The organism is Paenibacillus sp. GCM10012306 (genome assembly GCF_042649265.1).
GTDB lineage: Bacteria > Bacillota > Bacilli > Paenibacillales > Paenibacillaceae > Paenibacillus_AQ.
Window position 1 is genome coordinate 362,284 of the sequence record NZ_JBHRYW010000003.1, and the last position, 14,603, is coordinate 376,886.

15 protein-coding genes are annotated in these 14,603 nt (G+C 46.9%); 14 read left to right on the plus strand and 1 reads right to left on the minus strand.

From position 1 onward, the window contains the following. Positions 1–40 precede the first annotated feature (40 nt). The 12 genes from ACFORK_RS08950 (at position 41) to ACFORK_RS09005 (ending at position 10,750) form a co-directional block, all read left to right on the plus strand. On the plus strand, positions 41–433 hold the full coding sequence (locus ACFORK_RS08950; RefSeq protein ID WP_379197827.1) for a winged helix-turn-helix transcriptional regulator: 393 nt from the start codon (positions 41–43) through the stop codon (positions 431–433). A 193-nt stretch (positions 434–626) separates the two neighbouring features. Beyond that, a complete protein-coding gene (locus ACFORK_RS08955) occupies positions 627–1,187 on the plus strand; it encodes a DedA family protein (protein ID WP_379198564.1) in 561 nt (186 codons plus the stop codon). A 95-nt stretch (positions 1,188–1,282) separates the two neighbouring features. Further along, positions 1,283–2,776 carry a sensor histidine kinase gene (locus ACFORK_RS08960; protein WP_379197829.1) on the plus strand — a complete coding sequence of 498 codons (1,494 nt, stop codon included), beginning with the start codon at positions 1,283–1,285 and terminating at the stop codon, positions 2,774–2,776. Continuing rightward, the gene (locus ACFORK_RS08965; protein ID WP_379197831.1) at positions 2,745–3,440 is read left to right on the plus strand and encodes a response regulator transcription factor; all 696 of its coding nucleotides are present in this window, start codon (positions 2,745–2,747) and stop codon (positions 3,438–3,440) included. The genes ACFORK_RS08960 and ACFORK_RS08965 overlap by 32 nt, the downstream gene beginning before the upstream one ends. Before the next feature lie 174 nt (positions 3,441–3,614). Continuing rightward, positions 3,615–4,370: an ABC transporter ATP-binding protein gene (locus ACFORK_RS08970; RefSeq protein ID WP_379197833.1), complete on the plus strand. Its 756-nt coding sequence runs from the start codon at positions 3,615–3,617 to the stop codon at positions 4,368–4,370. Continuing rightward, positions 4,345–5,094, plus strand: a complete 750-nt coding sequence (locus ACFORK_RS08975; protein WP_379197835.1) for an ABC transporter permease — start codon at positions 4,345–4,347, stop codon at positions 5,092–5,094. The genes ACFORK_RS08970 and ACFORK_RS08975 overlap by 26 nt, the downstream gene beginning before the upstream one ends. Before the next feature lie 59 nt (positions 5,095–5,153). Further along, complete coding sequence (locus tag ACFORK_RS08980) at positions 5,154–5,936, plus strand: COG4705 family protein (RefSeq protein WP_379197837.1); 783 nt, start codon at positions 5,154–5,156, stop codon at positions 5,934–5,936. Between the two features lie 27 nt (positions 5,937–5,963). After that, a complete protein-coding gene (locus ACFORK_RS08985; RefSeq protein WP_379197839.1) occupies positions 5,964–7,145 on the plus strand; it encodes an MGDG synthase family glycosyltransferase in 1,182 nt (393 codons plus the stop codon). A gap of 122 nt (positions 7,146–7,267) precedes the next feature. Next, on the plus strand, positions 7,268–8,206 hold the full coding sequence (locus tag ACFORK_RS08990; protein ID WP_379197841.1) for a hypothetical protein: 939 nt from the start codon (positions 7,268–7,270) through the stop codon (positions 8,204–8,206). Between the two features lie 106 nt (positions 8,207–8,312). Further along, entirely contained in the window at positions 8,313–9,131 is an 819-nt protein-coding gene (bacA, locus tag ACFORK_RS08995; RefSeq protein WP_379197843.1) for an undecaprenyl-diphosphate phosphatase, read from the plus strand. 123 nt (positions 9,132–9,254) lie between these two features. Beyond that, on the plus strand, positions 9,255–10,007 hold the full coding sequence (locus ACFORK_RS09000; RefSeq protein WP_379197845.1) for an ABC transporter ATP-binding protein: 753 nt from the start codon (positions 9,255–9,257) through the stop codon (positions 10,005–10,007). Continuing rightward, positions 10,004–10,750, plus strand: coding sequence for an ABC transporter permease (locus tag ACFORK_RS09005; protein WP_379197847.1), 747 nt, complete (start codon positions 10,004–10,006; stop codon positions 10,748–10,750). The genes ACFORK_RS09000 and ACFORK_RS09005 overlap by 4 nt, the downstream gene beginning before the upstream one ends. Positions 10,751–10,755: 5 nt before the next feature. Here ACFORK_RS09005 and ACFORK_RS09010 read toward each other — a convergent pair whose 3' ends face one another. Beyond that, positions 10,756–11,604: an alkaline phosphatase family protein gene (locus ACFORK_RS09010; protein WP_379197849.1), complete on the minus strand. Its 849-nt coding sequence runs from the start codon at positions 11,602–11,604 to the stop codon at positions 10,756–10,758. 227 nt (positions 11,605–11,831) lie between these two features. On the opposite strand from ACFORK_RS09010, the gene ACFORK_RS09015 reads away from it, so the two are divergent. Further along, complete coding sequence (locus ACFORK_RS09015) at positions 11,832–13,475, plus strand: helix-turn-helix domain-containing protein (RefSeq protein ID WP_379197851.1); 1,644 nt, start codon at positions 11,832–11,834, stop codon at positions 13,473–13,475. Between the two features lie 123 nt (positions 13,476–13,598). After that, a complete protein-coding gene (locus ACFORK_RS09020; protein ID WP_379197853.1) occupies positions 13,599–14,603 on the plus strand; it encodes a FecCD family ABC transporter permease in 1,005 nt (334 codons plus the stop codon).

A 14,603-nucleotide genomic window follows, 5' to 3' on the forward strand; every position in this document is an offset into this window, starting at 1 on the left:
AGTGCCCAGGGTACCTACAAGTTCATAAGGGGGAAGAGGAATGACATCCTCAAGCAGAAAACAACAACCCGACATCACACGGGCGGGCTGTGGCTACAGCAGAGTCCTTGATATTATTTCTAATAAATGGACGGCGCTTGTTATTTACGCATTAGAGAATGGACAGATCAGATATGGGGAAATCTCCAGAAGAGTTGATGGTATTTCCAAAAAAATGCTGACCCAAACGCTGCGGAAGCTGGAGCGCGATGGAATCATAAAACGTCATATCACACCTGTGGTGCCTCCAATTGTGGACTATTCGCTAACATCATTAGGCGAAACCTTACTTGAACCGATGAAGGAACTAAGGCAGTGGGGCAGAACGAATTATTCGCAAGTTGAAGAGGCACGGTTTCACTATGATCGGACTTTACCGGAACGAGGAGGCTAAGCAAGTAAGAGCCTCTTTTTTGGCGATGCAGAGGTTCTAAATGAATTAATAATTCCTTAAGAATTGTTTCATAACCAGTTTATACTTGGGCATTACATTGGTTTAGACGAATTTTTTAATTGAAACGGAGTGAATATTCGTGCACCAATTGTTATCTTGGATATCTGAAACAGCCCTGCATCTGGTAAACACAATGGGGGTATGGGGGATATGGATAGGAATGATCTTGGAGAGCGCCTGTATTCCGATTCCGAGCGAGGTGATTATGCTCAGTGGCGGCTGGCTGGTTGCTCAAGGCTCACTTTCGTTTGTGGAGGTAGCTGTAGCGGGAATCATTGGGAACCTCTTGGGTTCAATCCTTGCTTATTATGTGGGCAGAGCCGGGGGACGACGCCTACTCCAGAAGTACGGCAAGTATATTTTGCTGAATGAGCATCATCTGGAGCAAGCGGAACGCTGGTTCGAGCGTTTTGGAGAGAGCACGGTATTCTTCACCCGTATGCTTCCCTTTGTCCGTACCTTTATCTCCTTGCCGGCAGGGATTGCAGGCATGAAGACCTGGAAATTTGCTGCATTTACCTTACTTGGCTGTATTCCCTGGAATTTGGCCTTGCTGTATTTGGGGTATCGTTTAGGAGGAAACTGGAGTATTGTGGAACAATATTTACGTCCAGTTAGTTACGCCATTTGCGGTGTGGTACTGTTGCTTCTCGTGTGGTGGTTGCTGCGCAGAAGAAAGGATCGAACAGTCTGACGTCACAACAACAGGCTTTGTACTTTTAGATGTCACATGCAATGTCGTATGATAAGTACATCCTGGAACAAATAGAGGTAGGGTGATTGGCCTGTATGTCCATTCGATTGAAGTTTCTGCTGTCTTACGCGGCAATGCTGGTAGTACCACTGTTTCTGATTCTGATAACAGCTTCGCTGCTAACTATCGTCTATCATGGGGATGTGCAAAGCCTTAAAAGTGCCTATGGAAGTAAATTTGAAGGCATGGAAGAGAGCGATACCCGCAATCTGATCAAGCACACCTTTATGCAGAATAAAGATTTACTGACAGACCCTGTTTTTTTGAATGAACTATCCGCAGATATGCTCAAGAAGAACACTTCTATTTATATTCGTGCCGACCATAAGGCATTGTATGCATCAGACGATGTCCTCCTGAAGAAAGGGCTGATAGACAGCCTGCCGGGTTTTAAACAAGCCGGAACTAATAATGAGCCCTACAGGGAGAAATATAACAATGAATGGTATCAGATTGCGCAGTTTGATTTATTATCCAAGGATGCAGAGCCGGTAAGTATTTTTTTGGTGAGTAAAATCGACCCGTTGGTTCAATTCGTGCGAACGTTTTTTCCGATTCTGTTTCTGTCCACCGTCGTTGTCCTATTTCTGACACATACCTTGCTGACAACCTATATGTCGAGACGAATTATTCGTCCCTTGCTTGAACTGCGTACAGCAGCGCGGATGGTGACCGATGGTGATCTTGATTTCAAGGTGGAGATTAGCGGCAAGGATGAACTGGGACAATTAGGCATGGCCTTTGAAGAGATGAGGTCCCGGCTTCAGGAGTCTATTCAAGTCCAGCAGCAATATGAGAACAACCGCAAAGAGTTGATTACGAATATTTCCCATGATTTAAAAACACCGATTACTGCTATTAAAGGCTATGTGGACGGGATTTTGGAAGGCGTAGCGGACTCACCTGAAAAAACTGAAAGGTACATGCGCACCATCGCCGCCAAAGCCGGTGAACTGGATCATCTGATCGATGAATTATTTTTGTACTCCAAGCTGGATATGCAGAAGCTGCCGTTTTCCTTTGAATCCGTACCGATTCTCCCTTTCCTGAATGATTGGGCGGACGAGCTGAAGGTGGAGTTGGAAAAACAGGAGGTAGATTTGCAAATTGATATGGATGGCGGAAACACAGCCAAGGTTGCTGTAGACCGGGACTCATTTAGACGCGTGCTCAGCAACATCATTCAGAACAGTCTGAAGTATATGGATAAACCGAACAAGAAGATCACCGTGAGCACCAAGGTAGAGGCGCGATCCCTTACGCTGGCTATCGGAGACAATGGTCCCGGCGTTCCTTCGGAAGCTGCTGAGCATATATTCGAACGGTTTTACCGTGCGGAGCAGTCTAGAAATACAAAAACAGGCGGAAGTGGTCTTGGTCTTGCCATCGCTAAGCAGATCATAGTAGAACATGGCGGAGCCATTTATGCGGACAGTCAGGAAGGTGTCGGAATGGTGATTACAATTGTGTTACCAATAGAAGAGGAGGCGCTGGTCAATGCAGAGAACGATACTGATCGTAGAAGATGAGCCTTCCATAGCCGAGCTTCAGCGGGATTATTTGGAGATGAACGGATATCGAACGGAGATCGCTGTGGATGGGGAACAGGGGCTAGAGCTAGGTCTTAGCGGCAAATTTGAATTAATCGTGCTGGATGTAATGCTGCCCAAGCTGAGTGGCTTTGAGGTGTGCAAAAAAATCCGTGATGCGCTGGATATTCCTATCCTAATGGTCACTGCGCGACGGGAGGACATCGACATTGTGCGTGGCCTTGGGCTTGGCGCGGATGACTATATGACCAAGCCCTTCAAGCCTGCTGAACTGGTCGCGAGAGTAAAAGCCCATTTGTCACGTTATGACCGTCTGAAGGGGAGTGGGAGTGGATCTTCCACGACAGAGCTTGAAATCAGGGGGCTACGATTGAACCCCGACTCCCGCCGTGCTTTTGTCAGAGATGAAGAGGTCACACTGACGACCAAGGAATTTGATCTGCTCTATTTTTTTGCTCTGCACCCCAATCATGTATTCAGTAAAGACCAGCTCTTCGAGCGGTTGTGGGGCATCGACTCACTTGGTGATACACAGACGGTGACCGTGCATATCCGCAAACTGCGGGAGAAAATCGAAGAGGATTCCGCCAATCCAGTGTATATTGAGACGTTATGGGGGGCTGGCTATCGATTCCGTCCTTAAAATGAATATGGCAAAGCCAAAGCTAATCTGCGGATGATGCTTTGGCTTTTTTTGTTGCCGGGGAAGTTAATATTTTTTTAAGAGTCTGTTCACAGCCATTTTAGATTTACCCTGTAGTCTAGGGTTGCGGGAAAGCTTACGGGAACTGGACATTATAGCTAAGGGGGAGTAGACATGGAGGATATAGCGAAGTTAACAGAAGTAAGCAAGGAATTCCGGAACGGTAGAGGCATTAGCGGTGTGAATCTGGTGCTGCAAAAAGGAGATATCTACGGATTGCTCGGACCCAATGGTGCCGGCAAAACAACTCTTCTAAAAATGCTGACCGGACTCATTTCTCCAAGCTTCGGAAGCATTACATTGTTCGGACAAGATTTGGAGCATTCCTTCGCATCAGGCATGCGAAAAGTGGGCTGTATGATTGAATCCGCTGATTTTTACGATTATGTCACCGCGATTCAATATTTGAAGCTGAATGCCAGCTTTTATCCGAATATCACACCACAGCGGATTGATGAAGTACTTGAGGCGGTTGGTCTTACAGCGTTTGGCAAAGAAAAAATAAGACACTTTTCCACCGGTATGAAACAGAAGCTTGCCATGGCCTCATCGATTCTGCACTCCCCCGAACTTGTCATCTGGGATGAGCCGACGAATGGACTGGATATTGAAGGGGTTGTTCACTTCCGCTTGCTAGTTAAGCAACTATCTGCTGAACAGGGAATTACCTTTCTGATCTCCAGTCACATGATTCATGAATTAGAGCAGCTCTGCAATAGAGTTGGTATTTTGAATCAAGGCGTTCTGATCCGAGAGGGCAACGTGCAGGAGCTGCTGACGGATAATCTCTCACTGGAGCAGTATTATATCGGGGAACTTCAAAAAGGAAAGGAGCTGATGAACGATGGACGGCTTGGCAGCAGGACTTAAAAACGAACTACAGCTCATGATCTATCGTAAAAAGACAATCTTCTTCTTCGCTATATCCGTATTCATTCCGGTGCTGCTGATTGCACTATTCCATTCGCTGCAGCCTGTTCTGGGACTGTTTGCAGTCAGTCCATCTTATCCGATTCAGATGCTGGAGATGTACACGATCTTCTTGATTCCGTTGTTTCTGTTTCTGGAGATTGCTGATTTATTTCCACAGGAAGTCTCCTCCCGGACTTTGAAACTGGCCCTGCTGCGACCCATTACGAGATTAGGTGCTTATACGGCTAAGTTTCTTGCGCTGGGGGTAGCCATCGGAGCATTGCTGCTTCTTCTCGGAATCGTGAGCACCCTGTGTAATCTAATGCTTGGAACCCCGGGCACAGGAAGTATCGACGCTTTCGGATTGCTAAAAGCTTACGTAGCAGCGTTCCTGTCCATGTGGTCCCTTGCAGCATTGTTTGTATGCGTGGCCCAATTTTTCCGGAGCGCTGGCGGATTTCTGGTGTTCTCAATTCTATTATACGCGGGGACCAAAGCCGCTCCTTACTTTCTGCAAGGCTTCTCCTCATTCTCCATAACTTCATATACAGACTGGTATTCTTTATGGCTCGGCCATTCCATCTCAGTTGCCAAACTGGCAACGGGTTCGGTGTTTGTGTTATCCAGCCTGGTTCTGTTTCTGGCCCTAGGCTACATCTTCTTTGAGAGGAAGGAGGTCTAGTCTGGAATTTTGACGGTAAGCAAATCACTCATGTTGTTATATGAAAGGGGAACGGGTCAATGAATAGCACAAGCACTTTAGTAGAGAGAGAAGAGCAATTATGGAACAAGGTTCCGCAGGTCACGATCTTTTTCTGGATGATTAAAATCATGGCTACGACTGTGGGAGAAACGGCCGCAGATTATCTCAATTTCAATTTGAATTGGGGATTAACCATCACCACTCTCGCAATAACGGGTCTGCTGATTGTCGCCCTGTTCTTCCAAATGTCGGCCAATAGATATATTCCTTCATTGTATTGGCTGGCAGTCGTGCTGATCAGCGTTGTAGGGACACTAATTACTGACAACCTCGTTGACAATCTCGGGGTACCGCTGGAATCAACAACTCTATACTTCTCGTTGGCCCTGCTGGTTACCTTTGTAGCTTGGTACACAAGCGAGAAGACGTTGTCGATCCATTCCATTACCACAAGAAAGCGGGAAGCGTTCTACTGGCTGGCGATTCTCTTCACCTTTGCACTGGGAACAGCAGCCGGTGATCTTTTCGCCGAAACTCTGGACCTGGGGTACCTGGTCTCTGCAGTGATTTTTGCCGCTATTATTGGATTGATCACTTTGGCACACTTCCGTCTGAAGCTGAATGCTGTTGTGGCGTTTTGGTTGGCGTATATTCTGACCCGTCCTATGGGGGCGTCATTGGGAGATTACTTGTCGCAGCCCCGCAGTGAAGGTGGACTTGAACTGGGGACGACTGGCACTAGCATTATTTTTATCGTCATTATCCTGGGCTTGGTTCTATATTTGACAAAAACTAAGAAAGACCAGATATCTCTGAACTAGAGGGCAAGCGAAACGAGGAGTTTTTCTATGAAGCAGAATCCAGTAGTACTTATTGTAACCTCCAAATTCGGAGACGGTCATTTGAAAGTCGCTGAGGCCATCGAGATCGCTTTTAAAAACAGAGGCATTCGCCGTATCCACACCATAGATATGCTTGCTGAAGTATACCCTCGTGTGAATGAGCTCTTCCGCAGATTCTATTTGAGTGGCTCTGTCCTTTCACAAGAAATCTACGGATGGGTGTATTCACTGACGAGCAGGATGAATCCGGGACACCCCTTGGGGAGCTGGGTTCATTCCATGGGCAAGCGGCAGGTGCAGGAGATCCTTGATAAGATACGACCGGATATCATTATTCATACCTTTCCGTATTTAGCTGCCGCTCAGCTTATCAAGGAGACGGGGCGTCCAGTCCCGACATTCACAATCCTGACGGATTATGTATTGCATGGTAGATGGCTACATCCCCATACCACCAAGTATTTTCTCGCCGCCGAAAGTGTGAAGCCAGCCTTCCTGGATGCAGGAATATCGGAAGAAGCACTCATGGTTAGCGGAATTCCCATTCGTCCAGATTTTGAACAGCTTCAGGATCGTGAGGACCTCTTCGATAAATATGGTCTAAGTATTAACAGGCGTTATCTTCTTCTAGCGGCAGGCGCATACGGTGTGTTATCTAACATTAGCGGTTTGATCCAGAGTGTGGTCGATAAATCCGATTTTGATGTCATCGTCGTGTGTGGGAATAATCACAAGCTTCGAACGGCGACTGATGATTTATTTCAGAAGAACAATCGTGTTCATGTGCTGGGCTATACGGATAAAATGCACGAGTGGATGTCTATCGCATCTTATCTACTGACCAAGGCGGGCGGGATCACCTTGACGGAAGCGATTGCTCAATCCCTCCCGGTTCTGGTCTATCGTCCGCTTCCGGGACAGGAAGCAGGCAATGCAGAGTCGTTGGCAAGCCAAGGAATCATTGATGTTGTTAACAATGAAGATCAGTTCATCCATCAGCTTCAGCAGTTGGAACAAAGAAGCTATAGAGAAGAGAAGCAACAATTAATGAAGAGTTTTTCGCGAAAATCCTCTGCGGAGCTTATTGTCTCAGAAGTGCTGCAAGTGACAGAGGCTCGGCAACCAGTGGCTCGGCACGCCAAACCCAGAATCACCGAAGGGCAGGCGACCACCATCCACGGTCTCTAAAAGAAAGTCCGCGAATTCATGATTTAAGATTTATTTAATAGTCTCTTCACGATGAGTTTAGGATTATCACTTAGGATTAGCATTGTGCAAGATAAAACTAGCAATGAAGGGAAGGTAGAAACATGAAGAAGAAATGGCTCTTAACCGGAAGTGCAGTTGGAATTAGTGGTGCGTTGATGTTGGCCACCGGCCTTACGGCATTTGCGGGAACCTCGGGGTATGAAGATTACAAGGCTGCGCTGAAGAATACGGGTCAGAATCTGAAAAGTGTGACTGTTCAGGCAGATGCAGTCCTTAAGGATAACGGTTCCCTGCTTAGTCAGGCACAAAGTACATTAAAGGCAAACCTGAAGAATGAAGCGGTGAGTGGAACCGTTAAGATTAGCGGAAAAGCAGGTTCTCAGAACCTCAACCTTTATAGTCAGCCTGATGGACAAGTCTGGAAAAGTGATGCCTCCGACACCTACTATGTGAAGAAAGACAAAGTGGATAAGGATGATCAGGAACATGGAAAAGAGACTAAGGATGGGGCTTGGTTCAACAGTCAGGAAGAGACGGTTATTGATGCACTGATCGGTAACTTGAAGAATGAAATCACCTCTACCACGGCAAACGACGGATCCAAGAATATCTCCTTGCAGCTGGATAATGCGCAAATTCCGGCGGTTGTTCAAGCACTCGCACCAGTTGCTTTCAAGCATTTGTCGGATCAAGCACAGCGGAGTGACCTGAAAGACAGTGGGGCCAAAACCCAGCTGAATGGTCCAGAGAATCTGTTCAAGCACAACCTGTTTAATCTCAAGGATATCGCGCTGACCGAGGGTGTGCAAATTCAAAACATCCAATTGGATGCAGTGATCAATCCAGCCAACGAAATTCAGCGCCAGCAATTTGACATAACATTTACCGGTAAAGATGCTCAAGGTGTGTCGCATACATTGACTGCAAGTCTGGATGTTCAATTGTCTGCTTTGAACACAACAACACCTGATACCATTGACTTGAATGGGAAAAAGGTGCAGCAAGTACAGGATCATCATGAAGGTAGACATCACGACTAAACGGAGCTAAGAATAGCATCTACACAGAACTAAAGACGGATAAGAGCCTTGAGTTCTTATCCGTTCTTTTTAAAAGTCACGATAAGGATGAGGAGCGCACGATAATATGCATGATTACATTACGGCAATTATTCAAGGCATTGTGGAGGGAGTTACCGAATTCCTACCGGTATCCTCCACAGGCCATCTTATTCTAAGCGGGGAGCTACTGAAATTCACAGGAGAGAAAGCCGATACGTTCGAGATCGTTATTCAGTTGGGAGCCATACTTGCTGTGGCCATTATTTACTGGCGACGGATTCTCGGCTTACTGGGTCTGGTAAAGGTTGAATCGGAATCCGGGAATTCATATGGAGGGCAGAAATTGAATCTGCTCCATGTGATCCTGGCCTGCTTGCCGGCAATGGTGCTTGGTCTTGTTCTTCATTCTGTGATCAAAACGTATTTGTTCTCTCCCTATACGGTACTTGCAGGACTGGTGCTGGGAGGGGTTTTTATGCTGTATGGACAGAAGAAACAGACTTCGATCACGGCAGGAAATATAGATCAGCTATCTTATAAGCAAGCTTTCACAATTGGTTTATTTCAATGCTTGGCGTTATGGCCTGGATTTTCTCGTTCCGGCGCGACGATTGCAGGGGGCCTGCTGACGGGTGCCAGCTACAAAGCGGCTACGAACTTTTCATTTCTCATCGCGATCCCGATGATGGTTGCTGCAAGCGGCTATGAGCTGCTGAAGAGCTATCACACACTCACAGCTGCCGACGCTAGTTTTTTCATCACTGGATTTGTAGTCGCTTTTGTTGTGGCCCTGTTAGCGGTCATTACCTTCTTGAAGCTGTTAGAACGGCTGAAGCTTGCCCCCTTTGCCTATTACCGGTTTGGACTTGCAGCGGTGTTTGCAATCTACCTGCTGGTTCGTTAATTTGGCAGAGGACAACTTTAGCTTGATTTACATGCAATTGAATCCGTATCATGGAGAGGAGCTATACAATGAACGAGGAGTAATAACGAGAACTGATTAGTCCTATGTTTTGGAGGAATCGACGTGAGTGCAATTTTTCAAATCCATCACTTGGCCAAATTGAATTGGTCGACAGATGCTAACAATCGGAACAAGTATTTATTCTCACAGATCTCTGCGGAGATCGCCGAGCCGACCAGGATTGCATTGATTGGTGCTTCTGGACAGGGGAAAAGTACGCTGCTGCGAATCATGGCGCTACTGGACACGCCGGATGAAGGGGATCTGCTGGTCAACGGTAAGTCCTATCAACATATTCATGCCCGGCAATGGAGAATGGCTGTTACCTATGTGGCCCAACAAGCGGTTATGCTTCCAGGTAGTATTGAGGATAATTTGCGCACGGTAAGCAAGCTGCATGGGCAGCCTTATGATGTTTCCCTTGCCACCGAGCTTCTGGAGCAGCTTGGACTTGATTACCTGGATCTTGGTAAAGTAGCGGAGGATTGTTCAGGCGGAGAGAAGCAACGGATTTCCCTGATTCGTTCGCTGCTGCTCAGGCCTGAGATTCTTTTGCTGGATGAGATCACAGCTTCACTGGATATGAACAGTACACAGAAGGTGGAAGCGCTGCTGCTGAAATGGCATGAGGAACAAGGGACAACCTTCATCTGGGTCACTCATGATCTAGAGCAAGCTCGTAGAATCAGTAATCGAACATGGGTAATGGACAAGGGTGGGCTTCAGGAATACAGCAGTGAATCTTTTTTTAATGAACCAGTGGCGGACTTGGCGAGAAGATTTGTTGGGCCCATGGAAGGAAGGCTCCAGCCATGACCTTAACCGCACTCAGCTTCACACTGCTCTTTGTCATGGGCACCATGATGATCTCGATCTGGCAAAAGCTTGGCCTGGAAAAGGACATTGCTGTTGGAACTGTACGGTCAGCGGTTCAGCTACTGGTCGTTGGCTATGTGCTGCAGTTTATTTTTAATGCCGATCATGTTATATACATAATCCTGATAATTCTCTTTATGATTGCTGTAGCCTCATGGAATGCCGCCAAGCGGGGAAAGGGCTTGCCAGGACTCTTCTGGAGGATTGCCTTGGCGATTTCAGTTTCGGAGGTGCTGATGATGGGGATTCTGCTTGGTCTGCATATCATTAAGGCAACCCCTCAATATATTATTCCCATCAGCGGAATGACGATCGGGAGTGCTATGGTTGTCTCCGGACTGTTCATTAATCATATCAAGCAGGAGGTTCAGTCGAACAAGGGAGAGATCGAGACCCTGTTATCTCTTGGCGCAACCGCCCAGCAGGCGATGCAGAAGGTCCGGGCAAGCTCTGTGAAATTCAGTATGATTCCAACGATTGACGGGATGAAGACGGTAGGCCTTGTACAGCTGCCCGGGATGATGACCGGAATGATTATTGCCGGGACGGATCCTATCATTGCCGTCCGCTATCAGATTCTAATCGTATTCTCTTTTACCGCCTCTGCTGCGATTACCAGCATACTGCTCAGTGTGCTGATTTATCGGCTCTTCTTCACGGCTGGTCTGCAGCTGAAGCGGTAAGGAGATTATTTCCAGATGTCGATAGGCTTCGCGTCTTTGCTTTTTCCAAGGGCGCTCAGCCCGTAGACTTCTTCAATCGTACGCAGCAATGAGAAATGATTCGTCTTTACCGAGTATGCGCCTTTTTTGACATTGGCTCCCACAATGATTGTCGGTATTTTGTTATGTTGGCTCATATCATCCTCATCCCAAGTTACAATAAGCAGGCTATTGTGGGTAGTGGCCCAGGTAGCATAAGAGGACAGATGCGTCTTTAGCCACAGATCTGCTGTTTTAATACTGCCGTCGTGCATATCATTATCCAGGTTTGGAATGACAAAAGAAACGGTAGGTAAGTTATTGAAATCCTTGGGAAAGCTGGATAAAGGCAAGTTGACGCTGGCTGGAACATTGGAGAAATTGACCCACGGATTATGCTTTCTCGCGTACTTGGTCTTCAGATCATAGGGACCTGTGTACCCTATTTTAGGCAGACCTTCTGAATAGCCTCCGAATGTATAACCATTACGAAGGAGCTCAGAAGCTAAATTAGCGTGGGCTGTAGGAGGATGGGACCGGTCATCGGTTATACCTTGATTGGAACCCGAAAACAAGTCCAAATAATTGGGCTGGCTCGGATGTTCGATCGCATAATGATTCGTAAGACTCAATCCTTGCTTGACCAAGCTGTTCATGTATGGAGCCGCCGGGTTATTTAAAATCTTTTGTGAGGAATGATTCTCTTCAACCACGATCACGATATGATCTACAGCAGCTTTAGAAGCAGCAGTGTTTGAATGGGCAGCAGGCAGAGAGATTACGCCCAGCATCGTACTTAAGGCGAGTGAAGCGATCATTAGCTTGGATTTGAACATATATTCTCCTCTTTCTTATGTAATCTTTGGAATACTCTTATTCTATATGCCATTTATTAAAATTTTCTAAACAACAGGAATAAATCCAGGGTAGCATCACGCTAGACAGGAAACTAAACATTGACTATAATTGATACTGATTATCATTATCTTTGTTAAATAGTTATTACACAAACACTGCCCAAATGGGTAGTGTTTTTTTCTAGAGAGAAGGGAGCCCGCAGGCTATGCTAACACCGGTCAAGGCAAATCAATTTCTCCAAGGTGTACTCTACGAAATCGTGGAAGCACGCCAAGATTCTTCAGTACCGGCCTGGGCGAAGAGCGAACCATTGGCTCATCATACGCTTTTATACATCGCACGCGGTAAAGGTCAATTGTACGTTGATGGTCAGCAGCACCAGTTGGAACGCAACTCTTTGCACTTGTATCGGCCGGGAACCCGTTTGCAGCTTACAGCTAGCAATATAGGGGAAGAACTGCAATTCTACTGGATTGCTTTTGATATCTATCGATTAATGGAAAGGGACATGCGTCGCAGAGAATATATTCGAGAGCTTGAATTCCCGCTTCAAGGCCACATCTCAGTCGGCGGTAGCCAGTTCAAGAGACTCTTTTACCTCATGGTTGCGGAAGGAAAGCTTGTGAACGATCGGAATCCTTTTATAAGTCAACAGTACTTGCACGATATGCTGGATGGAATATTACGGTATGCTGAGCCTCAAGCTCCCAACGATATGGATATCCGGTTGAAGCTGACGCTCGATTATTTGCAGAATCATTACCGTGAAGATATTCGGATTGACAAGCTGGCAGAGATGGCCGAGCTGCATCCGTCTTATTACTCCCAGGTATTCAAGCAGGCTATGGATAAGTCCCCGGTGGTTTTCCTTACGCATCTTCGGATGAATAAAGCCAAAGAAATGCTGCTTCAATCTGACAAGACCATTCGGGATATCGCTGTGGATGTCGGGTATAAGGATGAGTTCTATTTCAGTAGACGATTTAAAGAGTCCAGCGGTTATTCGCCAAGGGCTTTCACAAAGAACAAGGACAAAAAAGTCATTTCGCTCTCATCGCCTTATACAGATCATTTATTCACGCTTGGCTTAATTCCAAGTGCAGCTCAATTGCATCGTCATCTTCCCTCGAGCACTAAAGGTCTCACACTCCCTGAGCATGCCAGAGATCCATGGGGAATTAGCCGGGAAGTTTTTCTATCCGAGCAGCCGGATCTGATCTTGTGTAAGGATAACGTACTGTCCAAAGCTCGGGAACACATCAATGATGTCGCCCCGATTATAGCCATTCCGTGGGCAAGCCAGGATGTGTACGCTCATCTAATGATCATTGCAGAACTGGTTAATAGGGAGGCAGAAGCGGTACGGTGGCTACATAATCATGAACAGAAGGCTGAAAAATACCGCAAATCGCTCCGCTCTATCGTTGGTGAGGGCACTGTAGCGATATGCGTCTGCCGTGAGTCTGAGCTGCGTATATACGGGGCAAGGAATATCGGACATGTCTTCTACCGCTCCTTGCAGCTCACGCCTCCTGAGAGAATTCGAAAAGAGATGGAAAGGCATGACATCGGCACGGTACATAGCTGGACTGCGATATCCCCTGATGAGCTAGGGGAGTATGAATCTGATTTTTTATTTTTTGCGGTGGAGACGGAAGGGGACAAGCGCCGAGTCCTTGAACTACAGAAAACGAATCCGGTCTGGAAGCGGCATGCCGCGGTCAGAAGCAGACGGGTCTATTTTATCGACTGGGAAAAGTGGATGATCTATGCTCCTTGTGTCATTAACCAGCAGTTGGAGGAAGCTGCTTCATTGCTGAGCCGCTCTGCGAGCCTTGCAGAAATCTAAAAAAAGTCCATGTTCCGATCTTGGATATTGGCATGTACCTATCTGGGAAGTCAGATATAATAATTAAGTGATAATGATTCTCATGATCATTAGGTGAGGGGGAGGCTTTCGTAGCGCAGTCCTATGAGATTAAATCGAAGTATCTTTAAGTTTCTATGGTTTATCACCGCAATAGCAGGATTATTGCTTACGATCTTTCTGGCGATTTCCTTTGGCGCCAAGGGAATGACACTGGACACCGTATGGTTGGCCGTCTTTCAATATGATCCTTCGCTAACCAATCATCAAATTGTGCATGAACTGCGACTTCCCCGGGTTCTTGGTGCGGTTGTAACGGGGATGGCTTTTGCTGTGGCGGGCGCAATAATGCAGGGTGTAACGCGCAATCCGCTGGCAGATAGCGGCATCCTCGGTGTCAACGCAGGCTCCGCCTTTGCGGTATGTCTCTGTTTTGCTTTTATGCCAGGACTCTCCTATTGGGGACTCATTATCTTTTCATTCATGGGTGCAGCTATGACCACTTTATTCATCGTGCTGCTTGGTTCCTCAACCCGGGGCGGACTGACCTCCCTAAGACTAACCATCGCCGGGGCCGTTGTTGCTGCGATTCTTCATTCACTGAGCACAGGTGTCGCGATTTATTTCGAATTGAGCCAGGATTTGGCCTTTTGGTATGCCGGCGGTGTGGCGGGAGTGAATTGGGAGCATTTGCGCATCCTGACACCGATAGTCTTGATAACTATCCTATGGGCGATTAGTATGGGGCGGCCAATTACCTTTATGTCGCTCGGAGACGAAACCGCCGCTAATCTGGGAATACATACGAACAGAATTCGTATCCTGGGGCTGATTGCTGCTGTAATTCTGGCCGGTTCATCCGTAGCTGTAGCTGGTTCTATAAGCTTCGTAGGTTTGGTTGTGCCGCATATCGCCCGTCGTGCAATGGGAGTGGATTATCGTTTATTGATTCCATTCTCAGCCCTACTCGGAGCGATATTGCTTGTCTGGGCTGACTTTGCCTCACGAATGGTGAATCCGCCGCAAGAGTTCGCCATAGGTGCAATGGTAGCGATGGTTGGGGTCCCGTTCTTCCTTTACCTGGCCCGTAGAGAGAGGAGAGACCTCTAG